The organism is Burkholderia sp. LS-044 (genome assembly GCF_004803625.1).
Classification (GTDB): domain Bacteria; phylum Pseudomonadota; class Gammaproteobacteria; order Burkholderiales; family Burkholderiaceae; genus Burkholderia; species Burkholderia cepacia.
Window position 1 is genome coordinate 28338 of the sequence record NZ_SSWO01000011.1, and the last position, 25297, is coordinate 53634.

Annotated in this window: 27 protein-coding genes and 1 pseudogene; 17 read left to right on the top strand and 11 right to left on the bottom strand. The window is 65.9% G+C overall.

Going from position 1 to position 25297, the window contains the following annotated elements; translation table 11 throughout:
- Positions 1-57: 57 nt before the first annotated feature.
- The 4 genes from E9536_RS26000 to E9536_RS42190 all read right to left on the bottom strand — a co-directional run bounded on the left by E9536_RS26000 (position 58) and on the right by E9536_RS42190 (position 2726).
- A complete protein-coding gene (locus tag E9536_RS26000) occupies positions 58-669 on the bottom strand; it encodes a hypothetical protein (RefSeq protein WP_136471165.1) in 612 nt (203 codons plus the stop codon).
- 129 nt (positions 670-798) lie between these two features.
- Positions 799-1014 (bottom strand): BPSL0761 family protein, encoded by a 216-nt coding sequence (locus E9536_RS42675; protein WP_348772172.1) that lies wholly within the window; start codon positions 1012-1014, stop codon positions 799-801.
- 21 nt (positions 1015-1035) lie between these two features.
- Complete coding sequence (locus E9536_RS26010) at positions 1036-1983, bottom strand: HAD domain-containing protein (protein WP_247873507.1); 948 nt, start codon at positions 1981-1983, stop codon at positions 1036-1038.
- Positions 1984-1994: 11 nt separating this feature from the next.
- A complete protein-coding gene (locus E9536_RS42190) occupies positions 1995-2726 on the bottom strand; it encodes a hypothetical protein (RefSeq protein WP_247873508.1) in 732 nt (243 codons plus the stop codon).
- A 159-nt stretch (positions 2727-2885) separates the two neighbouring features.
- Between E9536_RS42190 and E9536_RS26020 the strand changes: the two genes are divergently transcribed.
- The gene (locus tag E9536_RS26020) at positions 2886-3209 is read left to right on the top strand and encodes a helix-turn-helix transcriptional regulator (protein ID WP_136471167.1); all 324 of its coding nucleotides are present in this window, start codon (positions 2886-2888) and stop codon (positions 3207-3209) included.
- Positions 3210-3564: 355 nt separating this feature from the next.
- Here the strand turns inward: E9536_RS26020 and E9536_RS26025 are convergent.
- Positions 3565-3807 (bottom strand): annotated as a pseudogene (locus E9536_RS26025) (magnesium chelatase domain-containing protein); the annotation flags it as partial.
- Between the two features lie 326 nt (positions 3808-4133).
- Entirely contained in the window at positions 4134-4379 is a 246-nt protein-coding gene (locus E9536_RS26030; protein WP_136471170.1) for an accessory factor UbiK family protein, read from the bottom strand.
- Between the two features lie 355 nt (positions 4380-4734).
- On the opposite strand from E9536_RS26030, the gene E9536_RS26035 reads away from it, so the two are divergent.
- From E9536_RS26035 to ptsP, 7 genes are all read left to right on the top strand, one after another.
- Positions 4735-5073 carry a P-II family nitrogen regulator gene (locus E9536_RS26035; protein WP_027789049.1) on the top strand — a complete coding sequence of 113 codons (339 nt, stop codon included), beginning with the start codon at positions 4735-4737 and terminating at the stop codon, positions 5071-5073.
- 37 nt (positions 5074-5110) lie between these two features.
- The gene (locus tag E9536_RS26040) at positions 5111-6625 is read left to right on the top strand and encodes an ammonium transporter (RefSeq protein ID WP_027789050.1); all 1515 of its coding nucleotides are present in this window, start codon (positions 5111-5113) and stop codon (positions 6623-6625) included.
- A gap of 243 nt (positions 6626-6868) precedes the next feature.
- Positions 6869-8158, top strand: coding sequence for a glutamate--cysteine ligase (gene gshA / locus E9536_RS26045; protein WP_011353295.1), 1290 nt, complete (start codon positions 6869-6871; stop codon positions 8156-8158).
- A 26-nt stretch (positions 8159-8184) separates the two neighbouring features.
- On the top strand, positions 8185-9141 hold the full coding sequence (gene gshB / locus E9536_RS26050; protein WP_027789051.1) for a glutathione synthase: 957 nt from the start codon (positions 8185-8187) through the stop codon (positions 9139-9141).
- Positions 9142-9371: 230 nt separating this feature from the next.
- Positions 9372-9842: a PTS fructose transporter subunit IIA gene (locus tag E9536_RS26055; RefSeq protein WP_027789052.1), complete on the top strand. Its 471-nt coding sequence runs from the start codon at positions 9372-9374 to the stop codon at positions 9840-9842.
- Between the two features lie 73 nt (positions 9843-9915).
- Positions 9916-10185, top strand: a complete 270-nt coding sequence (locus E9536_RS26060) for an HPr family phosphocarrier protein (RefSeq protein WP_006477716.1) — start codon at positions 9916-9918, stop codon at positions 10183-10185.
- 210 nt (positions 10186-10395) lie between these two features.
- Complete coding sequence (gene ptsP / locus E9536_RS26065) at positions 10396-12168, top strand: phosphoenolpyruvate--protein phosphotransferase (protein WP_059688699.1); 1773 nt, start codon at positions 10396-10398, stop codon at positions 12166-12168.
- 72 nt (positions 12169-12240) lie between these two features.
- Here ptsP and moeB read toward each other — a convergent pair whose 3' ends face one another.
- The 3 genes from moeB to gpmA all read right to left on the bottom strand — a co-directional run bounded on the left by moeB (position 12241) and on the right by gpmA (position 15685).
- On the bottom strand, positions 12241-12993 hold the full coding sequence (gene moeB, locus E9536_RS26070; RefSeq protein ID WP_027789054.1) for a molybdopterin-synthase adenylyltransferase MoeB: 753 nt from the start codon (positions 12991-12993) through the stop codon (positions 12241-12243).
- A gap of 106 nt (positions 12994-13099) precedes the next feature.
- Positions 13100-14647, bottom strand: coding sequence for a S41 family peptidase (locus tag E9536_RS26075; RefSeq protein ID WP_027789055.1), 1548 nt, complete (start codon positions 14645-14647; stop codon positions 13100-13102).
- Between the two features lie 291 nt (positions 14648-14938).
- Positions 14939-15685 (bottom strand): 2,3-diphosphoglycerate-dependent phosphoglycerate mutase, encoded by a 747-nt coding sequence (gpmA, locus tag E9536_RS26080; protein WP_027789056.1) that lies wholly within the window; start codon positions 15683-15685, stop codon positions 14939-14941.
- A gap of 136 nt (positions 15686-15821) precedes the next feature.
- Here gpmA and E9536_RS26085 point away from each other — a divergent pair, with 136 nt between their 5' ends.
- From E9536_RS26085 to E9536_RS26105, 5 genes are all read left to right on the top strand, one after another.
- On the top strand, positions 15822-16244 hold the full coding sequence (locus E9536_RS26085) for a rhodanese-like domain-containing protein (RefSeq protein ID WP_021164238.1): 423 nt from the start codon (positions 15822-15824) through the stop codon (positions 16242-16244).
- Positions 16241-16501 carry a glutaredoxin 3 gene (gene grxC, locus E9536_RS26090; protein ID WP_021164237.1) on the top strand — a complete coding sequence of 87 codons (261 nt, stop codon included), beginning with the start codon at positions 16241-16243 and terminating at the stop codon, positions 16499-16501. Before E9536_RS26085 ends, grxC begins: the two co-directional genes overlap by 4 nt.
- 107 nt (positions 16502-16608) lie before the next feature.
- Complete coding sequence (gene secB, locus E9536_RS26095) at positions 16609-17091, top strand: protein-export chaperone SecB (RefSeq protein ID WP_136471172.1); 483 nt, start codon at positions 16609-16611, stop codon at positions 17089-17091.
- Between the two features lie 28 nt (positions 17092-17119).
- Positions 17120-18118 carry an NAD(P)H-dependent glycerol-3-phosphate dehydrogenase gene (locus E9536_RS26100; protein ID WP_027789057.1) on the top strand — a complete coding sequence of 333 codons (999 nt, stop codon included), beginning with the start codon at positions 17120-17122 and terminating at the stop codon, positions 18116-18118.
- Positions 18119-18213: 95 nt separating this feature from the next.
- Positions 18214-18738 carry an O-acetyl-ADP-ribose deacetylase gene (locus E9536_RS26105; RefSeq protein ID WP_060084166.1) on the top strand — a complete coding sequence of 175 codons (525 nt, stop codon included), beginning with the start codon at positions 18214-18216 and terminating at the stop codon, positions 18736-18738.
- 34 nt (positions 18739-18772) lie between these two features.
- On the opposite strand, the gene trmL is transcribed toward E9536_RS26105, so the two are convergent.
- Together trmL and E9536_RS26115 are read right to left on the bottom strand one after the other, a co-directional pair.
- A complete protein-coding gene (gene trmL, locus E9536_RS26110; RefSeq protein WP_021164234.1) occupies positions 18773-19243 on the bottom strand; it encodes a tRNA (uridine(34)/cytosine(34)/5-carboxymethylaminomethyluridine(34)-2'-O)-methyltransferase TrmL in 471 nt (156 codons plus the stop codon).
- Between the two features lie 105 nt (positions 19244-19348).
- Positions 19349-20146, bottom strand: a complete 798-nt coding sequence (locus E9536_RS26115) for a phosphoribosyltransferase family protein (RefSeq protein ID WP_136471174.1) — start codon at positions 20144-20146, stop codon at positions 19349-19351.
- Between the two features lie 81 nt (positions 20147-20227).
- On the opposite strand from E9536_RS26115, the gene E9536_RS26120 reads away from it, so the two are divergent.
- From E9536_RS26120 to ctaD, 4 genes are all read left to right on the top strand, one after another.
- Positions 20228-21193 (top strand): methyltransferase domain-containing protein, encoded by a 966-nt coding sequence (locus E9536_RS26120; RefSeq protein ID WP_027789060.1) that lies wholly within the window; start codon positions 20228-20230, stop codon positions 21191-21193.
- Positions 21194-21388: 195 nt separating this feature from the next.
- The gene (locus tag E9536_RS26125) at positions 21389-21913 is read left to right on the top strand and encodes a DUF2244 domain-containing protein (RefSeq protein WP_060084168.1); all 525 of its coding nucleotides are present in this window, start codon (positions 21389-21391) and stop codon (positions 21911-21913) included.
- 57 nt (positions 21914-21970) lie between these two features.
- Positions 21971-23566: a cytochrome c oxidase subunit II gene (gene coxB, locus E9536_RS26130; RefSeq protein ID WP_059695036.1), complete on the top strand. Its 1596-nt coding sequence runs from the start codon at positions 21971-21973 to the stop codon at positions 23564-23566.
- Between the two features lie 43 nt (positions 23567-23609).
- Positions 23610-25217 (top strand): cytochrome c oxidase subunit I, encoded by a 1608-nt coding sequence (gene ctaD, locus E9536_RS26135; protein ID WP_014895962.1) that lies wholly within the window; start codon positions 23610-23612, stop codon positions 25215-25217.
- Positions 25218-25297: the final 80 nt, after the last annotated feature.

Below are 25297 nucleotides of genomic sequence, written 5' to 3' on the forward strand. Positions count from 1 at the left end.
CACAGGCCGTAAGTCGAATCTCTAATCGCTTGCCAGTTATCGAGACGTTGCCCTGCTTCATTTCCGAGGGGCAGACCGTCGCAGCGATTTGCGGAATTTTCTTTCGGACCGTGGGCCGCCTGCGAGCGCGTCCTTGAGTCTCTTCTCTGCGTCATCCGACATGGCCAGCTGGCCGTGCTCTGCGTGACTGCGGTCGATGCTGTCGTCCCCGGTCATCACGCGAAGTATTGAGGAGTTCGCATGAGCGAGATGCTCCTTTTCCACGTTGTACCCATATAGCCGATGAAGTCCGAGTGCTACGGCGCACGACCGCGAGTAGCCGCCCTCACAGTGAACGACGATTGCGTTGATTTCGTCCGGCAGGCATTCGACGAATGAGCGAATCATGTCAGCGTGTCCGGGGGTGAATGCATGAGTGAGGCTCTTTGTTGCCTTTCTGGATAGGTCTGGTTTCAGGAAGTCCACGTCAGCGAAGCTCAGGCGTAGCACGTGGCCGAAGCCGTCGAGATTGGCTGTCGAGCGTTCCGGAGCGGTGATTGAGATGACGGCCACCGACGGTAGACGGGGCAGTCTTTCCGCTTCGCTTCGCGACACCGCGAATACCTGACGTGCGTGGTCCACTGGTGACCGATACAGCTTACTAACGACGTCCTGAAGGCGTTGCGTCATACCACTTCCCGAGAAGTTGATTCAGTGCAATGCAGCGGCGTCGGGCGAGTCAACTCGCAGCGAACTGCAGCATTACCCAGGTTCTCGAGCGACCGCAATTTCCTTCGAGAGTCCAGTGGCGCCGGTGCGTCACCGTTGAGGAGCGGCCCAGATTCCCGGCAATGCTGCGGCTGATATCTCGAGGTCGATGTCCAGCGGATAGTGCCGGAGGAGTAATAGCGCGGCGTCCCTAACTGTGTCGCGCGTGGCGGTACCGGTGGGGGAGCCAAGCAGTTGCAGAAGCTCTCGCGTTTCGATGACTGCTTTCGTGCGCTCATACGCTGTAGTCATGGAAGATTGCTCCATTTATGTTGTCGTCGTGTGCAGTTAGCCATCTCGCGCGGAATGCGCTTCGGTAAGCCACCTTGCAACACGGCGCAGTGCTTTGCTGTCGCTGATTCCACTGGACGAATCGAGCAGCAGGAAGTGGTCCACGAGTTCACCTGGCTCACGGCCGAACCGCGCGGTGCCGAATACTGCGTCGTCGATAGCGAGCCAGTGCCTGAGCCGCTTTCCATAGGCGTAGCTGCTGATGACGTAGGTGCGCTCGGTGCCGTCCTGCACATAGCTGAGCCGGGGTTTGATATCCCGGGTGGTTCCGACGACGCGCCGGCGCAGTTCGGGCGGCAGGTACTCGATGACGCGCTCCTCGGGCAACCGCCGCACCCACGACGTCGTGAGGACAATTTCTACATTGGGATATGGCTCCAGAAGCTCGGCGAGTATGGGCGCGAACTCCAGCAGAGGACGGCCGGTATCGAGTGTTATTTCTTCATCTTCGTCGATGTAAGCATTGCCAATGTGGAGCGTCCCGTCGAAGTCGACGAATAGCGTTGGAGTGGCGCAGTCAAGAATATAGGGAGCAGGCGGGGGCCGTTCTCGCCGAGGCGAACGCTGCTCCAACACTTTATGCCAGTTGACTGTGTGGCCCACTGCCTTGAGTGCGTCGCCAGCGTTATCCCTTTTCATAACGAGCATCTCTAGTCCGAACCCAGCGAGTACCTTGAACAGGGGCTCGGTATCGACGGACAATCCATCTTCGATGCGGCTCAATTCAGCGACCTCGACGTAGAGATAGTCGGCGGCGTCGAGGAGGCTGAGTTCGCATTGTTGCCGGTGGTAACTAATCAGGTGGCCGAGCGCCCGAAGGTCCGGTACCAGTGGGCTGAGTGTCGGGTTCGGCGTGGATGAGGCTGGAGACATTTGGTCGATAGAGGGTGGGGAAAGGTGCGTTAAATCATCAGGAACGCCGGAATACTGAGAGGTTGTCTGCATTCCTGGCTCGCTCAATCGCACGACTCCCCTTGCCCCAGGTTGCCCTTCGGCGTGATGCAGACATCGCAATAGACGCGGCGCCAATAGGCTTCCCGAAACTTACCCTGATTGCCGCAGCTCTCGCAGATGCATTGAGCACTCGCCTCTGCAATTTCAACGTACGCGCGGATGCGCGCCCACGCATCTGTGGGACACATATTCCCGTGCACGAGCGAGATGACGAGTTTGCCTGCAACTTGTCCGATGTCGGTGCAGATGGGAAGAATCGGGTATGTGGCGCGGCCCGACACCAGCGCGCTATCCAGTTCTGCGAGTTTCTCCGGAAACTGGAGCTGCTCGTGCCACAACGTTCGTAGCTCAAGCTCAACGTCGCGTGCCAGCGCTTCAATGATGGGGTACCAACCGACTCCGCATTGAATGCCGAAGTGCGAGATGTTCGCAGGGTATGAATCGGGATGATGCACCGCGCGAAAGAAGAGCGGGAACCGCGAGAACAGGTCGTTTTGCCAAGCGTTCAGCATCCACAAGCGCGGCTTGGGATGCAACTCGGTGTCCACGGGTTGAACCAACTTGACCTGTCGGCGCACTGCCGGCGAGTTTTCAACCAACCGCGTACGACGCTGGGCTCGAGGAGCAGTCACCAATAATTCTCCGTCATCGACCTGCGGCGGGACGAGCATGCCCTTCGCAACGAGCGACTGTGAAAGTGAAGTTTGCCACCTGCACTTGACGTTGACATTCAACGGTAGCGCGGCATACCAACGGGCTCGCCGGCCCGCTGCGCGTGCGCTAAGTCGTGAAAATATGACAACGGCGTTGACGACCATTGCGGCCTTCACGGGCACGGCCAATTCTACGAATTACGTAGAGAAACAACAAGCGAATTCTACGACATTCGTAGAATGAAAAAGAAGTCATCAACCTTGTTCGGCCGTCGCTTGCGGGAAGCGCGCTTACGCTTCGGAATTCCGCAAGACAAGCTAGGCGTACGAATTGGCCTCGATGAACATACTGCAAGCGCGCGGATAAGCAGGTACGAAACCGGCGAGAACGAGCCGCCGTTTGGTACGGCAGTGAACTTGGCGGAGGTTCTTTGCTTGCCGGCGGCGTATTTCTACTGTGAGGACGATGAACTTGCGGAACTGGTACTCGCGTGGCCGCATTTGTCGCCGGCAGTGCGGAAAAAAATTAAAGCGCTGATTCCGACCGGTCTAGTAGACCAGTGATACACATCGCTCACTCGCACGCGGAATGAGCGAGACAGTAACTGGGGTCCGAGCATCCAAACTTCTGTTCGAGCTTTGCCGCCAGGCTGCCCCCCGAATTCCCGTGTGCACAACTCTGCTGTCCACACCACACGGGTGTGGACAGCCGCCCTGCGGGCGGTACCAGAGTTGCACACACTCGAACGTCTGACGCGCCGGCTTTGCCGGCTTGCCCCATTTAATAATGAACGGCAAAGCACACGTTGCCCCTAATTCCCCGCCGAGAATCGACCACAGTCACAGAACCACCTCCGTGTGCAGGTAACTCACTTGACCCTACTATGGTCAGCTCCTAACAGATAACAGGCACCTAAACGAACCGCCCCGACTCCTTCGGCAGGTCGGCCGGCGCGAGGTTGACGGTGATGCGGCGCACGGGGAATTCGAAACCGCAGTTCTGCAGCGCGGCACGCACGCGCTCGCGGCTTTCGCGGACCTCGAGATCGGGCAGGCCGACGATCGAGAACGACGGCAGCCCGTTGGCGAGATGGACTTCGACGGTGACGTCCGGCGCACGGCCGGAGGCGGGCGCGCGACTGCGCACCACGGCGAGCGACATGGCGAGGCTCCTGTAAACAAGACGGACGGGCGACGGCCGTTCGTGGCCGCATGCCGCGGGAATCGGAGGAATCGGTGCGCGCTTGCCGGCGTGGCGCGGGAAAAGAGCGAGAGACTGCGAAGAACGGGGTGCTGCGAAGAGCGAGGGGCAGCGAAGAGCGAGGGACAGCGAAGAGCGAGGGACAGCGAAGAGCGGTGGGCTGCGGAGAACGACTTACGACGAAGCGCGGTAGCGCGACTTCAGGGTTTCAGGTTTTCGGGGCTGGCGGGCGCGGGCCGCACGAGGCGGCCCGCGCCCGGACCTTGAGGCCGGGTGGGGCGTCAGGCTTACGGCGCGGCGAGCTTCTGCTCGAGTTCGGCGACGCGCTTTTCGAGTTCCTCGAGGCGCACGCGGGTGCGGGCGAGCACTTGCGCCTGCGTGTCGAATTCCTCGCGCGTGACGAGGTCGAGTTTCGAAAAGCCTTGCGACAGCATGGCCTTCACGTTGCGCTCGACGTCCTTGGCCGGCGAGTTTTTCAGCAGATCGCTGACGCGCGACTGCAGATCGTTGAAAACGTCGCTGGGTTGCTTCATGTGATTCCCCTTCTTTGCACAAAAAATGTGCATCTTCAGTTGCGTACGTGCCCATGATGCACGCATGACCGGAAATGGTGCGCCGGGGGCGCGAATTCCGGGCATGGCGCCGGCATGGGTGAATGGCCCGGTGACCCGGGACGTGCGTGCACTCTAGCAACGTTCCTTTCGCCGCGCCAGCAAAGCGGCCCGCGTTGGCCATTCGGCCGGGCTTGCGCACCTTACATCGCGGGATGCGACCCCTTGATGAAGCCCTTCGAAACGGTGCTCGAACCGACATGGCATGCGAGTTGCTGAGGAGAGTCCGTTACAACATTCCAACCAATTCGACGGGACAACTCAGCGAGAGGACTTCATGAAACTCATTACCGCAATCATCAAGCCGTTCAAGCTCGATGAGACGCGCGAGGCGCTGTCGGCGCTTGGCGTCTCGGGAATCACGGTGACCGAGGTAAAAGGGTTCGGCCGCCAGAAGGGGCACACCGAGCTGTATCGCGGCGCCGAATACGTGGTCGATTTCCTGCCGAAGATGAAGATCGAGGCAGCGGTGTCCGACGATCTCGTCGACCAGGCGGTCGAGGCGATCGAGCGGGCCGCGCGCACCGGCAAGATCGGCGACGGCAAGATCTTCGTCACGGCGATCGAACAGGTGATCCGGATTCGCACCGGGGAGACGGGCGCAGACGCGCTGTAACAGAACAGACAAGACAAGCGACAAGAGGAAACCCAAGATGCGCAAACTTCTGATGTCCCTGCTGATGGCCGGCTCGCTGATCGCGGCAGGCGTCGGCTCCGCGCTCGCCGACGACGCGGCGTCCGCCGCCGCTGCGTCCGCGCCCGCCGCAACGGCTTCCGACGCCTCGGCTGCCGCCGCGCCGGCCGCTTCGGCACCGGCTGCAACCGATGCATCTGCACCGGCCGCTGCCGCCGCACCGGCTTCGGGCGCCGCCGACGCATCGGCCGCCGCCGCCGCGTCCGCGCCGGCCGCACCGGCTGCGCCGACCGCACCGTTCTCGGTCGATTCGTCGAAGATCAGCGCGGGCGACACCGCGTGGATGCTGACGTCGACCGCGCTCGTGCTGTTCATGACGATCCCGGGCCTCGCGCTGTTCTACGCGGGCATGGTCCGCAAGAAGAACGTGCTCGCGACCGTGATGCAGAGCTTCGCGATCACCGCGGTGATCACGGTGCTGTGGACGGTGGTCGGCTACAGCCTCGCGTTCACGCCGGGCAACGGCTTCATCGGCGGCCTGTCGCGCGCATTCCTGCACGGCATGAACTACATCAAGGGCGACAAGGCGACGACGCTGACCGTCAGCCATCTCGCGACGACGATTCCGGAATCGGTCTACTTCGTCTACCAGATGACGTTCGCGATCATCACGCCGGCGCTGATCTGCGGCGCGTTCGCGGATCGCATGAAGTTCTCGGCGATGCTCGTGTTCATGACGCTCTGGTCGCTGATCGTCTACGTGCCGGTCGCGCACATGGTGTGGGAGCCGACCGGCTGGCTGTCGGCCGACGGCGTACTCGACTTCGCGGGCGGCACGGTGGTGCACATCAACGCCGGTATCGCGGGCCTCGTGTCGTGCCTCGTGCTCGGCAAGCGCGTCGGCTACGGCCGCGAATCGATGGCGCCGCACAACCTCGTGCTGACGATGATCGGCGGCTCGATGCTGTGGGTCGGCTGGTTCGGCTTCAACGCGGGCTCCGCGGTCGCCGCTGACGGCCGTGCCGGCTTCGCGATGCTGACCACGCAAGTGGCGACCGCCTGCGCGGCGCTCGGCTGGATGTTTGCCGAGTGGATCGCGAAGGGCAAGCCGTCGGTGCTCGGCATCGTGTCGGGTGCGGTCGCGGGTCTCGTGGCGATCACGCCGGCTGCCGGTTTCGTCGGCGTGGCGGGTGCACTGGTGATCGGCATCGCCGCCGGCGTCGTCTGCTTCTGGTCGGCGACCTGGCTCAAGTCGAAGCTCGGCTACGACGATTCGCTCGACGCGTTCGGCGTGCACGGCATCGGCGGGATTCTCGGCGCGCTGCTGACGGGTGTGTTCGCGGTCAAGGACATCGGCGGCGCCGACGGCAGCCTGCTGCTGCAGGCGAAGGGCGTGCTGATCACGCTGGTCTACAGCGGCGTGCTGAGCTTCGTGCTGCTGAAGCTGATCGACCTGACGATGGGCCTGCGCGTGACCGAAGAGGAAGAGCGCGAAGGTCTCGACGTGATCCTGCACGGCGAGCACGTGGAATAAGTCACACGAATCAACGGCGGGCCGCCGCGACGACGGCGCCCGCCCCGAATGAGCGCAGCGACTTCGGCCCGCCTACCCGGCGGGCTTTTTTTCTCCTGTCACGCACTGACGTAGCGGATAACCCTTCACTCTATCGGGTCAATAGCCGAAAACTTCCTGCATATCCTTGTGAAGCCGGGAACAATCCCCAAATGGGCAAGGCAATTGCTCTACAATCTTCATTCTCCCGCTCGCGAGTGATTCATGGTTCCCCACCTCGTTACGGCGTTGAACGGTCCGCTGCTCGAACTCGAGCAGAAGATCCTCGACGCGACGCCTGCGATCGAACGCTGGTTCAGGCTCGAATGGCAGGAACACACCCCGCCGTTCTATTGTTCGGTGGACCTGCGCAATGCCGGCTTCAAGCTGGCGCCCGTCGACGCGAACCTGTTTCCCGGCGCGTTCAACAACCTGCCGTCCGAAGTGCTGCCGCTCGCCGTGCAGGCCGCGATGGCCGCGATCGAGAAGATCTGCCCGGACGCGAAGAACCTGCTCGTGATTCCCGAGCTGCCGACCCGCAACGCGTTCTACCTCGAAAACGTCGCGCGCCTCGCGACGATCATGCGCCAGGCCGGCCTGAACGTGCGCTTCGGCTCGCTCGACCCGAGCATCACCGACATGACGCCGATCACGCTGGCCGACGGCCAGAAGATCGTGCTCGAACCGCTCGAGCGTTCGCAGCGCCGCCTCGGCCTGAAGAATTTCGACCCGTGCTCGATCCTGCTGAACAACGACCTGTCGGCCGGCATCCCGGCCGTGCTGGAAAACCTGCACGAGCAGTACCTGCTGCCGCCGCTGCACGCGGGCTGGGCCGTGCGCCGCAAGTCGACGCACTTCTCGTGCTACGACGACGTCGCGAAGAAGTTCGCGAAGATGGTCGGCGTCGATCCGTGGATGGTGAATCCGTATTTCGCGCACGTGGAAGGCGTCGACTGGCAGGCGCATGAAGGCGAGCAGGCGCTCGCCGACGCGATCGACGGCGTGCTGAAGAAGATCGCGCGCAAGTACCGCGAATACGGGATCAGCGAGAAGCCGTACGTCGTCGTGAAAGCCGACGCGGGCACGGCGGGGCGCGGCGTGATGACCGTGCACGACGCGGCCGAGATCGGCCGGATGTCGAAGGCCGAGCGCGCGCAGATGGCCGAGTCGAAGGCCGGCCTCGCGGTGCGCGACGTGATCGTGCAGGAAGGCGTGTATACGTTCGAGCGCGTCGGCGACGAAGTGGCCGAGCCCGTTGTATACATGATCGACCGCTACGTGGTCGGCGGCTTCTACCGCACGCACGCCGGCCGCGAGCGCGACCAGAACCTGAACGCGCCCGGCATGCACTACGTGCCGCTCGGCTTCGAGCACACCGCGCTGCCGGATGCCGGCGCGAAGCCGGGTGCCGCGCCGCCGAACCGTTTCTACATGTACGGCGTCGTCGCGCGGCTGTCGCTGATCGCGTCGTCGATCGAACTGGAAAAGACCGACCCCGAAGCCATCCAGGTATAACGGACCTTCGCCAAGTACAGGACCTCATGGACATTCTCTTTATCGCCGACCCGCTCGAGCGCTTCAAGATCTACAAGGATTCGACCTACGCGATGATGGCCGAGGCCGCGCGGCGCGGGCATGCGGTGTACGCGTGCCAGCCGCACCAGCTCGCATGGACGGGGAGCGGTGTCGAGGCGGACGTGCAGCGCGTGACGATCGTCGGCGACACGGCCGACCTGCACCGCGAACCGTGGTACGAGGCGGCCGCTCACGAGTCGCGTGCGCTGACGTCGTTCGGCGCGGTGCTGATGCGCAAGGATCCGCCGTTCGACATGGAATACGTAACGGCCACGTGGATGCTCGAGCTTGCCGAACGGGCGGGCGCGCGCGTATTCAACAAGCCGCAGTCGATTCGCGATCACTCGGAAAAGCTCGCGATCGGCGAGTTTCCGCAATTCGTCGCGCCGACGCTCGTCACGCGCGATGCGGCGCGCCTGCGCGCCTTCCACGCCGAGCACGGCGACGTGATCGTGAAGCCGCTCGACGGGATGGGCGGGATGGGCGTGTTCCGCGTGAAGGCCGACGGCATGAACCTCGGTGCGATCATCGAGATGCTCGGCCATGACGGCACGCGCTCGCTGATGATCCAGAAGTTCATTCCCGAGATCAAGGCCGGCGACAAACGCATCCTGCTGATCGCGGGCGAGCCGGTGCCGTATTCGCTCGCGCGGATTCCGCAGGGCAGCGAGGTGCGCGGCAATCTCGCGGCGGGCGGGCTCGGGGTCGCGCAGCCGCTGACCGCGCGCGATCGCGAGATCGCCGACACGCTCGGGCCCGTGCTCGCGGCGCGCGGGCTGCTGCTGGTCGGCCTCGATGCGATCGGCGACTGGCTGACCGAGGTGAACGTCACGAGCCCGACGTGCTTCCGCGAGATCATGGAGCAGACGGGCTTCGACGTCGCCGCGATGTTCATCGACGCGCTGGAGCGTGCGGCCGCGTAGGCCGTCTCCCGCGCAACCCCGGCGGCGGCCGCGCAGGTCCCCCGTCGCCGGAGCAGCTCGACCGGCCTGCTACAATGCCCGCTTGCCCGGTGCCGCGATCGCGCACCAAAGGCCCGGCGGTCGGGCCGAAACTGTTGCAAGGCTGACCATGAAACGTTTCCCACACTCGCTACGCTCATTGCCCCGCCGCGGGGTATCGGCCCGCCAGGGGCGGCCGGGAGCGATCTGACATGGCCGGGATCCTGATCATCGCGCACGCCCCGCTCGCCACCGCGCTGCGGGACTGCATCGCGCACATCTATGGCGGCGTGCCCGCCCGCATCGGCTGTATCGACGTGATGGCGGACAGCGATCCGGCCCAGGTGATGGCGTTCGCGCACGCGGAGCTCGCGCGGCTCCGCGAAGAGAACGGCGTGGTCGTGCTGACCGACATGTACGGCGCGACGCCGGCGAACATCGCCGGCCAGCTTGCGAAGCTCGACAACGTGCGCGTGCTGGCGGGCGTGAACCTGCCGATGCTCGTGCGGGCCGTCTGCTACCGCACCGTGCCGCTCGACAAGCTCGTCGACAAGGCGCTGTCCGGCGGGGCGAAGGGCGTCCACGAGGTGTCGGCCGGCACGCCGCCGCCGCCGACGGAAACCGGCTGCGGCCAATGCGCGCCGATTCCGCCGGAACCGCAACCGCGCACCGAGTCGCACTGATTTCCCGTTTTCCGTTTTAGACAGCACCGCCGGCGCGCGCCGCCGGCGGTCCCGACCGACCCGACCGAGAATCATGCTTCAACAAGAAACCACCATCGTCAATAAATTGGGGCTCCATGCGCGCGCATCGGCCAAGCTTACGCAACTGGCCGGTAACTTCCAGTCGGAAGTCTGGATGACGCGCAACGGGCGCAAGATCAACGCGAAGAGCATCATGGGCGTGATGATGCTGGCGGCGGGCATCGGCAGCACCGTGACGATCGAGACCGAAGGGCCCGACGAGCGGGAAGCGATGGACGCACTGCTGAAACTGATCGCGGACAAGTTCGGCGAAGGGCAGTGATCCGCGCGCGCCGCGCACGGGATCGTTGCCGTTTCCAGTCAGAATGCCGCGGATTCCGCGGCATTTTTTTCGTCGGAAGCATTGATGCGGAATGCGCAATGCTGCGGTGCATGCAGTCAGCGGGGAGTCGCGGAATTTATAATCGCTAACCGGGGTCATAAGCGCATCGCAGCAGTGTGCCGCGGCTTTACTTGTACAGAGGAGGTGCGCGTGTCCTTCACGCTGCATGGCATTCCCGTCTCACGAGGTATCGCGATCGGGCGAGCGTACCTGATCGCGCCGGCGGCGCTCGACGTCGCCCATTACCTGATCGACGCAAACCAGATCGATGCCGAGGTCGAGCGCTTCCGCACGGCGCTCGATGTCGTGCATCACGAACTCGAGGCGCTGCGCGCCGACCTGACCGACGACACCCCGAGCGAGGTCGGTGCATTCATCGACGTCCACGCGATGATCCTGAGCGACGAGATGCTCGTGCAGGAAACCATCGACCTGATCCGCACGCGCCGCTACAACGTCGAGTGGGCGCTGACCGAGCAGCTCGAGCTGCTCACGCGTCACTTCGACGACATCGAGGACGAATACCTGCGCGAGCGCAAGGCCGACATCGAGCAGGTGGTCGAGCGCGTGCTGAAGGCGCTCGCCGGCGCACCGTCCGCGTCGCAGGCGCTCGACCGCGCGGCCGCGAACGGCACGAACGAGATGATCGTCGTCGCGCACGACATCGCGCCGGCCGACATGATGCAGTTCAAGTCGCAGTCGTTCCAGGCGTTCGTCACCGACCTCGGCGGGCGCACGTCGCACACGGCGATCGTCGCGCGCAGCCTCGGCATTCCGGCCGCGGTCGGCGTGCAGCACGCGAGCGCGCTGATCCGCCAGGACGACCTGATCATCGTCGACGGCGACCAGGGCATCGTGATCGTCGATCCGGCGCCGATCGTCCTCGAGGAGTATTCGTACCGGCAGTCCGAGAAGCTGCTGGAGCAACGCAAGCTGCAGCGTCTGAAGTTCTCGCCGACGCAAACGTTGTGCGGCACCAAGATCGATCTGTACGCGAACATCGAGCTGCCCGACGACGCGAAGGCGGCCGTCGAGGCCGGCGCGGTCGGCGTCGGGCTGTTCCGTTCCGAGTTCCTGTTCATGCATCAGAAGGAGATGCCGGAAGAGGAGGAGCAGTTCGCCGCCTACAAGCGGGCCGTCGAGTGGATGAAGGGCATGCCGGTGACGATCCGCACGATCGACGTCGGCGCGGACAAGCCGCTCGAGGCACTCGACGAGGGCTACGAGACGGCGCCGAACCCCGCGCTCGGCCTGCGCGCGATCCGCTGGAGCCTGTCCGAGCCGCAGATGTTCCTCACGCAGTTGCGTGCGATCCTGCGTGCGTCCGCGTTCGGCCAGGTGAAGATCCTGATTCCGATGCTCGCGCACGCGCAGGAGATCGACCAGACGCTCGACCTGATCCGCGAGGCGAAGCGCCAGCTCGACGACGCGGGGCTCGCGTACGATCCGAACGTGCGCATCGGCGCGATGATCGAGATCCCGGCCGCGGCGATCGCGCTGCCGCTGTTCCTGAAGCGGTTCGATTTCCTGTCGATCGGCACGAACGACCTGATCCAGTACACGCTCGCGATCGACCGTGCCGACAACGCGGTCGCGCACCTGTACGACCCGCTGCACCCGGCCGTGCTGCACCTGATCGCCTATACGTTGCGCGAAGCGAAGCGCGCGGGGGTATCCGTGTCGGTGTGCGGGGAGATGGCGGGCGACCCGGCGCTTACGCGCCTGCTGCTCGGGATGGGGCTCACCGAGTTCTCGATGCACCCGAGCCAGCTGCTCGTCGTGAAGCAGGAGATCCTGCGCGCACACCTGAAGGCGCTCGAAAAGCCGACGGCCGACGTGCTCGCCGCGTTCGAGCCGGAGGAAGTGCAGGCGGCGCTGCAGCGCCTGTCGGTCGCCGAGCCGCGCGCGGATGCGGCCGCATAGGCGCCACGTTGCCGCTCAAAAAGTAGCGAAGTGTCACCAAGCATGCGCCGCCTGGCGCATGCCCGTCGCGCGTCAGTGCCGGCCCCCGCACACGGGGCAGTCGGCCTGGCGCGCGATTTTCATCGTCGTCCATTCCATCCGCAGCGAATCGAGCATCATCAGCCGCCCGTTGAGCGTCTTGCCGATGTCGCCGATCACGCGCAGCGCCTCGGCGGCCTGCATCGCACCGATGATCCCGACCGTCGGCGCGAACACGCCCATCGTCGCGCACGCGACCTCCTCGAACGGCTGGTCTTCCGGAAACACGCACGCATAGCAGGGCGCGGCCGGGTCGCGGAAATCGAACGTGCTGATCTGGCCGTCGAAGCGCAGCGCGGCGCCCGACACGAGCGGCACGCCGTGCGCGACGCACGCGCGGTTGATCGCGTGCCGCGTCGCGAAGTTGTCGGTGCAGTCGAGCACGACGGTCGCGCTCGGCACGTGCGCGTCGAGCCATGCGTCGTCGACGCGCGCGGCGACCGCGTCCACCTTCACCTCGGGGTTCAGTTGCGCGAGCGTGTCGCGCCCCGATTCGACCTTGCTGCGGCCGACCGAGGCCGTCACGTGCAGGATCTGCCGCTGCAGGTTCGTGAGATCGACCGTATCGGCGTCGACGAGCGTGATCGTGCCGACGCCCGATGCCGCGAGGTACATTGCGGCGGGCGAGCCGAGGCCGCCCGCGCCGACGACGATCGCATGCGCATCGAGAAAGCGCTGCTGCGCCTCGATGCCGATTTCGTCGACGAGGATGTGGCGGGAGTAGCGAAGGAGTTGATCGTCGTTCATGGGGGGAGTCGTGGGCGAAGCGGCGGACGTGTCGTTATTTTAGGCGCGCATGAAAAACGGGCCATCGCGGTCTTCCCGCGATGGCCCGTCGGATGCCGGCCGGCGCTTACTTCGGCGCCGACGCGGGCTTCGGTGCGGAAGCCGGCTTCGCGCTTGCGCCCGATGCCTTCGGGGCCGTGGCGGCCTTGCCGGCCGTGCCCTTCGTGCTTTCGGCGAGCAGCGACTTCGATTCCTGCACCGGCTTGCCTTCGAGCTTGTTGAGCGCCTGCTGCATCATGAAGTCGTCGGCGCTGCCGAACTCGATCGGCTTGCGATCGCGATCCTTCTGGCGCTGTTCCGGCGTCTTCTTGTCGTTCTGCTCTTCGAGGACGCGCAGTTGATCCATCCGGCGCTGCTCGCGCTCTTCCTGTTCCTTCTTCTCGTTCGGATCCTGCGTGTTCGCGAGGTGGTTCGTGTAGTCGACCTCGCGCGTCACGAGCACGTCGTCCGGATCGCCGTCCGCGTACTGATCGACCGGCACGTCCGGCGTGATGCCCTTGTTCTGGATCGAACGGCCGCTCGGCGTGTAGTAGTACGCGGTGGTCAGGCGCAGTGCGGTGTCGGCCGTCATCGGGCGGACCGTCTGCACCGAACCCTTGCCGAACGTCGTCTTGCCCATGATCTGCGCGCGCTTCGAATCCTGCAGCGCACCGGCGACGATTTCCGACGCGGACGCCGAATAGGCGTTCGTCAGCACGATCATCGGCACCGTCTTGAAGACCGGCGGCAGGTTCTTCAGCGGATCGCCGTCGAAGGACGGCAGGCGATAGTTGTCGTACGTATCGCGGTAGACCTGCTTCGAATCGGGGATCTGGCCGTTGGTCGACACGACGACGGAGTCGGGCGGCAGGAACGCGCCGGCCACGCCGACCGCGCTCTGCAGCAGGCCGCCGCCGTTGTTGCGCAGGTCGAGGACGAGGCCCTTCAAGTTCGGCTGCTGGCGTGCGATGTCCTGCAGCTTCTGCGCGAGATCGGGCGTCGTGCGCTCCTGGAAGCTCGTGATGCGGACATACGCATAGCCCGGATCGAGGATCTTCATCTTCACGCTCTGGACCTTGATGATCGCGCGCGTGACGGTGACCGGGAACGTGCGGTCGTCGCTCTTGCGGAAGATCGTCAGCGTGACCTTGGTGCCCGGCTCGCCGCGCATCTGCTTCACGGCCTTGTCGAGCGTCATGCCGCGCACCGGCTTGTCGTTGATGCGCGTGATCAGGTCGCCCGGACGGATGCCGGCGCGGAACGCGGGCGTATCTTCGATCGGCGAGATCACCTTGACGAGGCCGTCTTCCTGCGAGATCTCGATGCCGAGACCCGCGAAGCGGCCCTTCGTCTGCTCCTGCAGCTCGTCATAGTCGGTCTTGTCGAGGAACGACGAGTGCGGGTCGAGGCTCGACACCATGCCCTTGATCGCGGCCGTCAGCAGCTTCTTGTCGTCGACCGGTTCGACGTACTCGCGCTTGATCTGTCCGAAGACTTCCGCGAACAGGCGGAGCTGGTCGAGGGGAAGCGGCGCCGTGGCGGTCTGCTCGGCCGATGCGGAAACCTGCAGCGTGGCGAACACGCCCGTGGCGAGGCCCGCGGCAATCAGGCCGATGTTCTTCAATTTCATTCGCATAGAGATCTGGTGCGGTCGGGAAGCGCGTGGCGGTAGCGGGGATGTAGCGGACAAGTATAACTGTTCGTCCGAAGACTCAGTGGAACGGCGCGAATTGCGTCGCAGCGGGCGTCGCGGCGGGCCCGGAAGGCGGCCCGGCCGGGCACCGCCGGGCGCGCCGCGGGTTCGAAAGCGGATTCGACAGCGCCGGGGGCGCGAAGGTTCGCGCGGTGCGCGGGCAAGGGGCGGGGCCGGGCATGCCGCGCCGGACGCGGCCCGCCCGGCCTGGCCGGCTCACCCGGCCGACGGGCGTCAGCCCGCCTTGCCCTGCTTCGCGACGGCGGCCTGCGCCTGCGCGATCGCGTCCTGGTCGCCGAGGTAATAGTGCTTGATCGGCTTCAGGTTCTCGTCGAGTTCATACACGAGCGGCACGCCGTTCGGGATGTTCAGGCCGACGATGTCGCTGTCCGAGATGCCGTCGAGGTACTTGATCAGCGCGCGCAGCGAGTTGCCGTGCGCGGCGATCAGCACCTGCTTGCCGGCGCGGACCGCCGGGGCGATCGACTCGTTCCACAGCGGCAGCACGCGCGCGACCGTGTCCTTCAGGCACTCGGTGAGCGGCAGCTGCTCGCGCGGCACCTTCGCGTAGCGCGGGTCGTTGAACGGCGCGCGTTCGTCGGTCGGCTCGAGCGCGGGCGGCGGCGTGTCGTAGCTGCGGCGCCACACGAGCACCTGGTCGTCGCCGAACTTCGCGGCCGTTTCCGCCTTGTTCAGTCCCGACAGCGCGCCGTAGTGGCGCTCGTTCAGGCGCCACGAGTGGACGACCGGCAGGTACATCAGGTCCATCTTGTCCTGCACGTGCCACAGCGTGCGGATCGCGCGCTTGAGTACCGACGTGTACGCGATGTCGAACGTGTAGCCGGCCTCCTTGAGCAATTCGCCGGCCTGGTAGGCCTCGTTGCGACCCTGTTCGGTCAGGTCGACGTCGACCCAGCCGGTGAAGCGGTTTTCCTTGTTCCACGTCGATTCGCCGTGGCGGATGAGAACGAGTTTGTACATGGATCTTGCGGTCGGTAGTGATAGGGAAGCGGGGCGCGTCGTACGGGACCCGACCGGGGCCCGCCATCGCGCAAGACGGTTATTTTATAATGGCGGGATTGTCCTTATCCGATTTCTCTTTTTCCGGCGGAATTCCGTGACGTTCTTTACCGATTACACCAACCTGGCCCTTATCGCGATCCTGGTGGTATCCGGCGGCCTGCTGGCCTGGCCCGCGCTGCGCCGCGGTCGCGGCGGCCTGTCGGCCGCGGAGGCGACGCAACTCATCAACCGCCGCAACGCGGTCGTGATCGACGTGCGCGCCGCGTCCGATTTCGCGGCCGGCCACCTGCCGTCGGCCCGTCAGGTCGCGGCGGGCGAGATCGGCGCGAAGATCGCGCAGGTCGCGAAGAACAAGAGCACGCCGGTGCTGCTCGTCTGCCAGAACGGCCAGCAGTCGCAGAAGGCGGCGCGCGAGGTCGAGGCGGCGGGCTACGCCGAGGTGCACGTGCTCGAGGGCGGCGTGGCTGCCTGGCAGCAGGCCGGGATGCCGGTCGTCAAACAAGGAGTGGCGAAGTGAACAAGGTTTTGATGTACAGCACGCAGGTGTGTCCGTATTGCATCCAGGCCGAGCGCCTGCTGAAGCTGCGCGGTGTCGAGCAGATCGAGAAGGTGCTGATCGACCGCGATCCGGCCCGCCGCGACGAAATGATGTCGCGCACGGGGCGCCGCACGGTGCCGCAGATCTATATCGGCGACACGCACGTCGGCGGCTACGACGATCTGTCGAAGCTCGACCGCGAAGGCGGGCTCGTTCCGCTTCTGCAAGCGGCCTGAATAGGGCAGAATGGCCGCCGGCCGCGCCGCGGCTTGGGCGCGCAGGATTCATCCGTGGCGGCCGGCGCGAAGCCGGGCCGCCCCGTCACCACTTTTAGGGAAACACCATGTCCGACGTCGAAAACCAACCGTTCTTCAACATCCAGCGCGTCTACCTGAAGGATATGTCGCTCGAGCAGCCGAATTCGCCGGCGATCTTCCTCGAGCAGGACATGCCGTCGGTTGAAGTCGAAGTCGACGTGAAGGCCGACCGCCTCGCGGAAAGCGTGTTCGAAGTCGTCGTGTCGGGCACCGTCACCGCGAAGGTGAAGGACAAGGTCGCGTTCCTGATCGAAGCGAAGCAGGCCGGCATTTTCGACATCCGCAACATTCCGGACGAACAGCTCGACCCGCTCGTCGGCATCGCGTGCCCGACGATCCTGTTCCCGTACCTGCGTTCGAACATCGCCGACGCGATCACGCGCGCGGGCTTCCCGCCGATCCACCTGGCGGAAATCAACTTCCAGGCGCTGTACGAACAGCGTCTCGCGCAGCTTCAGCAGCAGGCCGGCGACGCAGCAGGCGCGCCGAACGGCACGACGCTGAACTGACGTTTTACTCGGAGGACCGGTGCTGGGTATGAAAGTAGCCGTTCTCGGCGCCGGTGCCTGGGGCACCGCGCTCGCGGGCCATCTGGCCGCGCGGCACGATACGCTTCTGTGGGCGCGCGATGCCGCGCTCATCGCCGGGCTGCAGGCCCGGCACGAAAATTCCCGCTACCTGGACGGCATCGCGCTGCCTGACGCGTTGCGCTACGACGCCGATCTCGGCGCCGCGCTCGCGCACGGCGCCGCGGACGACGCTCTGTGCGTGATCGCCGCGCCGGTGGCCGGGCTGCGCACGCTGTGTCACGCGATGCGCGCCGCGGGCTGCGTGCCCGCGCACATCGTCTGGGTCTGCAAGGGCTTCGAGGCCGACACGCATCTGCTGCCGCACCAGGTGATCGCGGCCGAGCTGCCCGAACAGCACAGCAACGGCGTGCTGTCGGGGCCGAGCTTCGCACGCGAGGTCGGGCAGTCGCTGCCCGTCGCGCTGACGGTGGCGAGTACGTCCGCCGAATGCCGCGAGCGCACGCTCGCCGCGTTCCATCACGGCGCGATGCGGATCTATACGGGTGACGACGTGGTCGGCGTCGAAGTCGGCGGCGCGGTGAAGAACGTGCTCGCGATCGCGACCGGTATCGCCGACGGCCTCGGCCTCGGGCTGAACGCGCGTGCCGCGCTGATCACGCGCGGCCTCGCCGAAATGTCGCGGCTGGGCGTCGCGCTCGGCGGCCGTGCGGAAACCTTCACGGGCCTGACCGGCCTCGGCGACCTGATCCTCACCGCGACGGGCGACCTGTCGCGCAACCGCACGGTCGGCCTGCAACTGGCGGCCGGCCGCACGCTGAACGATATCCTCGGCGCGCTCGGCCACGTGGCCGAAGGCGTGCGCTGTGCGCAGGCCGTGCTGGCCATCGCGCGCGCGCAGTCGATCGAAATGCCGATCACCGAAGCCGTGTGCGGCGTGCTGTTCGACGGCATCGCGCCGCGCGACGCCGTCAGCGGCCTGCTGCGGCGCGACGCGCGCGCCGAGTAGCGCGGCCCGGCGCCGCCCGGTGCCGTGTTCGCCGCGGGCGCACGGCGTCAAAGCGCGCTACGCTTGAACAGTCTCCGGCGCTCCGGGAGGTTGTCATGCTGCAGATCCATTCCACCACGCTCGATGCGCAGATCGTCGACATCACGACGCTCGATGTCGACGCGATCGTCAACGCCGCGAACGGCTCGCTGCTCGGCGGGGGCGGCGTCGACGGCGCGATCCACCGCGCGGCCGGCCCCGGCCTGCTCGCCGAGTGCCGCACGCTCGGCGGCTGCGACACGGGCGACGCCAGGCTCACGCGCGGCCACGGGCTGCCGGCGCGCTACGTGATCCATGCAGTCGGGCCCGTGTGGCATGGCGGCGGGCGCGGCGAGGCCGACCTGCTCGCGTCGTGCTACCGCCGCGCGATCGAGCTGGCCGAGGAGGTCGCGGCGACGTCGATCGCGTTCCCGGCGATCAGCTGCGGAATCTATCGCTATCCGGCCGAAGAAGCCGTCGACATCGCCGTGGGCACCGTCGCCGAAATGCTGCCGCAGGCGCCGAACCTCGCACGCGTGGTGTTCGCGTGCTTTTCCCCCGACATCTACGACCTGTACCGCGCGCGGCTCGCGCGGACGTGACGCCTTCCGCGGGGCGGGAGGCGCCGTCCCGGCGTCATGCGCCGCCTTCGAACCCGGCCTGGCGCCACGCCTCGAACACGACCACCGCGACCGTGTTCGACAGGTTCAGGCTGCGGTTGTCCGGCCGCATCGGCAGGCGCACGCGCTGTTCGTTCGGGAAGCGCTCGAGCAGCTCGGCGGGCAGGCCGCGCGTCTCCGAGCCGAACACGAACCAGTCGCCGGGCAGGAATGCATGATCGTGGAAGCGGCCCGAGCCGCGTGTCGTGAACGCGAACATTCGCGCCGGATCGGGCGTTTCCGCCGCGATGAACGCGTCCCAGTCGCGGTGCACGCGCATCTGCGCATACTCGTGATAGTCGAGGCCCGCGCGGCGCATCCGCGCGTCGTCGAGCGGGAAGCCGAGCGGCTCGATCAGGTGCAGGCGCGCGCCCGTGTTGGCGCACAGGCGGATCACGTTGCCGGTGTTCGGCGGGATTTCGGGGGCGACGAGGACGACGTTGAACATGTTTCGGTTTGGCTGGGCCGGCCGGGGCGGCGCTACGCGCGCGTTCCCGGCCGGCCGGTTCGTGACGGCCGCCGCCGTGTCCGGTCGGTCGGCCTCTCTATCTAATTAATCCCTGGCGGTGCGCAGCGCAACCAGATTCGTCACGCGTGCGGCGCCCGCCGCCTTCAGTGCGTGCGCGGCGGCCGCGAGCGTCGCGCCGGACGTCATCACGTCGTCGACGAGCGCAACGTGGCGACCGGCGACGCCGCCCGCCACCGCGAATGCCGCGATCACGTTGTCGCGCCGTGCGTGCCGGTCGAGCCGCGACTGCGGCGCGGTGTCGGCGACGCGTGCGAGCAGCGCCGCATCCGCGCGCACCCCGAGCCGACACGCGAGCGGGCGCGCGATCGCCCACGCCTGGTTGTAGCCGCGCGCGACGAGCCGCCGGTGCGACAGCGGCACCGGCGCCACCAGGTCGAAGCCGCTGGCGCCGGGCGTATCGTCGATCAGCCGCGCGAGCCGTGCCGCGAATTCGGCGCCGAGCGCGAGTTGCCGGTGAAACTTCAGGCCGCGCGCGAGCCCGTCGAGCGGCGCGCGGTAATCCGCCAGCGCGAGCGTCGAATCGAACGGCGGCGGTGCCGCACGGCACGCGTCGCAACGGTACGCGTCCGCACTGCCGGCGCGAGCGCCGCGGGACCGGTGCGAACGCGGTTGCCCGATGCCCAGCGGTATCGCGCAGACGCCGCAGCGTAGCCGCGCTTCGTTCCAGTACGCGGCGTCGCAGGCGACGCAAATCATCGTGTGTGACAAATTGCCGCACAGTGCGCAGCGATTCGGCAGCGCGACCGCGGCGACGCGCGCGGCCAGCGCGCGAACCTGCGACAAAGCGACGCGCATCGTGCGCCGGGCGGAACTGCGGATCATCGCAACACTCCTGACACCCCGCCTCAATGAAGCCCGCGGGGCGAGCGAGTATACTTCGGGCTCTTCGCCAGTGTGCCCGACATGTCCCCAGCTTCGACTTCAACCGGCCGTCCGGCCAATGACGCAAGGCGCCTGCGGCGGATCTTCGACCGCCGCGCCGCCACGTTCGACGCGGTCGCGTTCCTGCCGCGCGAGATCGCGCAGCGGATGAACGAGCGCCTCGAATACATCAAGGTAAGCCCCGCGGCCGTGCTGGACGCGGGCTGCGGCCCGGGGGACGACCTGCCGGCGCTGCGCGCGCGCTTTCCGGAGGCACCCGTATTCGGCGTCGACCTGTCCGGCGCGATGCTCGCGCGAGCCGGTCAGCGCGAGGTCGAGCAGACGAGCTGGCGCCGCTGGCTGCCGGCCTCGCTCGGCCGTGCGCTGGGCCAGCGCGGTCCCCGCGTCGCCCAGGCCGATTTCGCCGCGCTGCCGTTCCCGGGCGGCGCGTTCGACCTGATCTGGTCGAATCTCGCGCTCCACTGGCATTCGCGTCCGGACACGGTGCTGCCCGAATGGCAGCGCGTGCTGCGCGTGAACGGGCTGCTGATGTTCAGCACGCTCGGCCCCGACACGCTGCGCGAACTGCGCGCGGCCTGCGCGGATGCGGAAGCGGCGCTCGGCATCGCGCCGCCCGCCGCGCGCGTGATCGATTTCGTCGACATGCACGACCTCGGCGACATGCTCGTCGAGAGCGGCTTCGAGATTCCCGTGATGGATCAGGAAGTGCTGACCGTCACCTACAAGACCCCCGACTCCCTGCTGGCCGACGTGCGCCGCTGGGGCGCCTATCCGTTCGAGCGCGAGGCGCCGCAGCGCGCGACCCGGCGCTTTCGCGCGGCGCTCGGCGACGCGCTGGAGGCGCGCCGGCGCGCGGACGGCACGATCGCCCTGACGTTCGAAGTGATCTACGGCCACGCGTGGAAGGCCGTGCCGCGCACGACCGCCGAGGGGCACGGGATCGTGCGCATCGAGGACATCGGAAAGGGGCGTCCGAAGAATCGGTAGAGCGGTAAAGAGGGGTTTTGTTATGTCTGAAATTAGCGGCGCAAAGCGGGGTCGAATTGGCGCCTGAAATGGCCGGAAAGCTTGTCGCGCTTGGCTTGCGGGGCGATAGCCGCTTGCTTGTGGATGCCATTGAACCCGCCTATAATGCGTCAGCTTGTCGTCCCGGGGTCCCCGCAATACGGGGCGACGAGTCCGATGCAGGCATGCATCGCATGCCATTCGCGTGAGGCGGCGATGGAAGCAGCGAGGGTTTTGACGGAGACGACGAACGGCGAGCCGGTCCTCGAAGACTGGCTGATGAAACGCAACTGTTCGGCGTCGCCGCGCCAGTTCGTGCTGTTTTACGCGTCGCTCGCGGGCTTCTCGCTGGTGATCGCGACATTGCTGATGTGGCGGGGGGCCTGGCTCGTCATGCCCTTCACCGGAATCGAGTTGCTGGCGGTGGGTGTCGCATTTGCGATCTATGCTCGCCATGCGGTCGATTACGAACGCATCAGGCTGTATCCGCACCGGCTCGTGATCGAGCGGATGGATGCGGAGCGGCTCACGCAGATCGAATTCAACCCGCGCTGGGTGCGGGTCGAGCCGGGTGCGACGCCACGCGATCCGATTCGGCTGGTATCGCGCGGGCAGACCGTCGTAATCGGGCAGCATCTCGCGCAGTACAAGCGTGCGCAGTTCGCGGACGAACTGCGCGCATCGCTCAGGCGCTGCGGCTGACGAGGCGCGGGCACTGGCCGGAAACGGGCCGGAGGCTTGCGACGGGGGAGGGTTTGAATGGAAATTTTGGGTAAGGATGCTATGAAAACAATCAAGCGAGCCCTCACGGGCGTGCTGGCATGCAGCGGATTGCTCTTTGCCGGTGCCGCCCTGGCGGTCGGTGATAGCCCGGGCGGCCCCCGCGTCAACGAGATCAACTTTCAGCCGCCGGTCACGAAAATCGCCGAGGAGCTCTACGATCTCCACACGATGATGCTGATCCTGTGTACGGTGATCTTCGTCGGCGTGTTCGGCGTGATGTTCTATTCGATCTTCGCGCACCGCAAATCCAAGGGCCACAAGGCCGCCAATTTCCATGAAAGCACGACCGTCGAGATCATCTGGACGATCGTGCCGTTCGTCATCGTCGTGCTGATGGCGCTGCCGGCGACGAAGGCCGTCGTCGCGATGAAGGACACGACCAACGCCGATCTCACGATCAAGGTCACCGGCTACCAGTGGAAGTGGGGCTACGACTACGTGAAGGGCCCGGGCGAGGGCATCGGCTTCCTGTCGACGCTCAGCACCCCGCGTGACGAAGTGATGGGCAAGAAGCCGATCACCGACACCTACCTGCAGGAAGTCGACAACCCGCTCGTCGTGCCGGTCAACAAGAAGATCCGCATCATCACGACCGCGAACGACGTCGTCCACTCGTGGTACGTGCCCGCGTTCGGCGTGAAGCAGGATGCGATCCCCGGCTTCGTGCGCGACACGTGGTTCAAGGCCGACAAGGTCGGTACGTTCCGCGGTTTCTGTACCGAGCTGTGCGGCAAGGAACACGCGTACATGCCGGTCGTCGTCGAAGTCCTGTCGGACGAAGACTACGCGAAGTGGGTCACCGCGCAGAAGGCCAAGCTGGCCGGCGCCGCAGTCGATCCGAACAAGGTCTACACGATGGCCGAACTCGTCGCGCACGGCGAGGAAGTCTACAAGGCGAACTGCGCGGCCTGCCACCAGGTGAGCGGCAAGGGCCTCGGCGCATTCCCGGCCATGGACGGCAGCCCGATCGTGAACGGCCCGATCGCCGGCCACGTCGAGCGCGTGCTGCACGGCAAGGGCGCGATGCCGTCGTGGGCATCGCTGTCGGATCTCGACATCGCTTCGGTCATCACGTACGAACGCAACTCGTGGGGCAACCACAAGAACGACCTGCTGCAGCCGAAGCAAGTGGCCGACGCGCGTAACGGCAAGATGCCGGAAGACACCGCAGGCGCCGCAGCACCGGCCGACGCGGCTTCGGCGCCGGCGCAAGCCGCGTCGGGCGCAGCCGAACAGCCGGCGGCAGCGTCGGCATCGGCCGCACTGTCGACGATCTACTTCGAAACGGGCAAGAGCGTGCTGCCGGCCGACGCGAAAGCGGCGATCGCCGCCGCGGCCGACTATGCGAAGGCACATCCGGACGCGAAGCTCGCGCTGTCGGGCTTTACCGACAAGACGGGCTCGGCCGACGCGAACGCCGAACTGGCAAAGCATCGCGCGCAAGCCGTGCGCGACGCGCTGAAGGCAGCAGGCGTGGCGGAAGACCACATTATTCTCAAAAAGCCGGAAACGATCACGGGCGGGGCGGACGCGAAGGAAGCCCGGCGTGTCGAGATCGGGCCGGCGGCTTGACGTGTCGCTGAGTTAGTCGACGTATTCGCATTAGGAGATTCTCATGTCTAGCATCGGGCACGACGTAGCCGCGGACCACGCGCACGACGACCACGCGCACGAAATGCCGCACGGCTGGCGGCGCTGGCTGTTCGCCACCAACCACAAGGACATCGGTACGCTGTACCTGCTGTTCTCGTTCATCATGTTCCTGTCGGGCGGCGTGATGGCCCTCGGCATCCGGGCCGAGCTGTTCGAGCCGGGCCTGCAGATCATGCGTCCGGAGTTCTTCAACGAACTCACGACGATGCACGGCCTGATCATGGTGTTCGGCGCGATCATGCCGGCGTTCGTCGGCTTCGCGAACTGGATGATTCCGCTGCAGATCGGCGCATCCGACATGGCGTTCGCGCGGATGAACAACTTCAGCTTCTGGCTGCTGCCGGTCGCTGCCGTGCTGCTGGTCGGTTCGTTCTTCGCGCCGGGCGGCGCGACGGCCGCCGGCTGGACGCTCTACGCGCCGCTGTCGACGCAGATGGGCCCGGGCATGGACTTCGCGATCTTCGCGGTGCACATCATGGGTGCGTCGTCGATCATGGGCGGGATCAACATCGTCGTGACGATCCTGAACATGCGCGCACCGGGCATGACGCTGATGAAGATGCCGATGTTCGCATGGACGTGGCTGATCACGGCGTACCTGCTGATCGCGGTGATGCCGGTTCTGGCGGGCGCGATCACGATGGTGCTGTTCGACCGTCACTTCGGCACGTCGTTCTTCAACGCGGCAGGCGGCGGCGACCCGGTGATGTACCAGCACATCTTCTGGTTCTTCGGCCACCCCGAGGTGTACATCATGATTCTGCCGGCGTTCGGGATCGTGTCGCAGGTGATCCCGGCGTTCGCACGCAAGACGCTGTTCGGCTATAGCTCGATGGTGTACGCGACGGCTTCGATCGCGATCCTGTCGTTCATGGTCTGGGCGCACCACATGTTCGCAACGGGCATGCCGGTCACCGGCCAGCTGTTCTTCATGTACGCGACGATGCTGATCGCGGTGCCGACGGGCGTGAAGGTGTTCAACTGGCTCGCGACGATGTGGCGCGGCTCGATGACCTTCGAAACCCCGATGCTGTTCGCGATCGGCTTCCTGTTCGTGTTCACGTTTGGCGGTCTCACGGGCCTGATGCTCGCGATGGCGCCGCTCGACATCCAGTATCACGGCACCTACTTCGTGGTGGCGCACTTCCACTACGTGCTGGTGGCCGGCTCGCTGTTCGCGCTGTTCTCGGGCTGGTACTACTGGGCGCCGAAGTGGACGGGCTGGATGTACAACGAGACGCGCGGCAAGATCCACTTCTGGTCGTCGATGATCTTCTTCAACCTGACGTTCTTCCCGATGCACTTCGTCGGTCTCGCCGGCATGCCGCGTCGTTATGCGGACTACCCGGCGCAGTTCACGGACTTCAACCAGGTCGCGACGATCGGCGCATTCGGCTTCGGCCTCGCGCAGGTGTACTTCCTGTTCGCGGTCGCGCTGCCGGCCTACCGTGGCGGCGGCGAGCTGGAAAAGGCGTCGGACAAGCCGTGGGACGGCGCGACGGGCCTCGAGTGGACGGTGCCGAGCCCGGCTCCCTTCCATACGTTCGAGCAACCGCCGCACGTCGAATAAGTTTCACCCCGCGCTCCGCCGTTGCCTGCCGCGCAGGCAGGCGCGGCGGGCGCGGAATTGAAATGTCAGCGAAGTTTCAG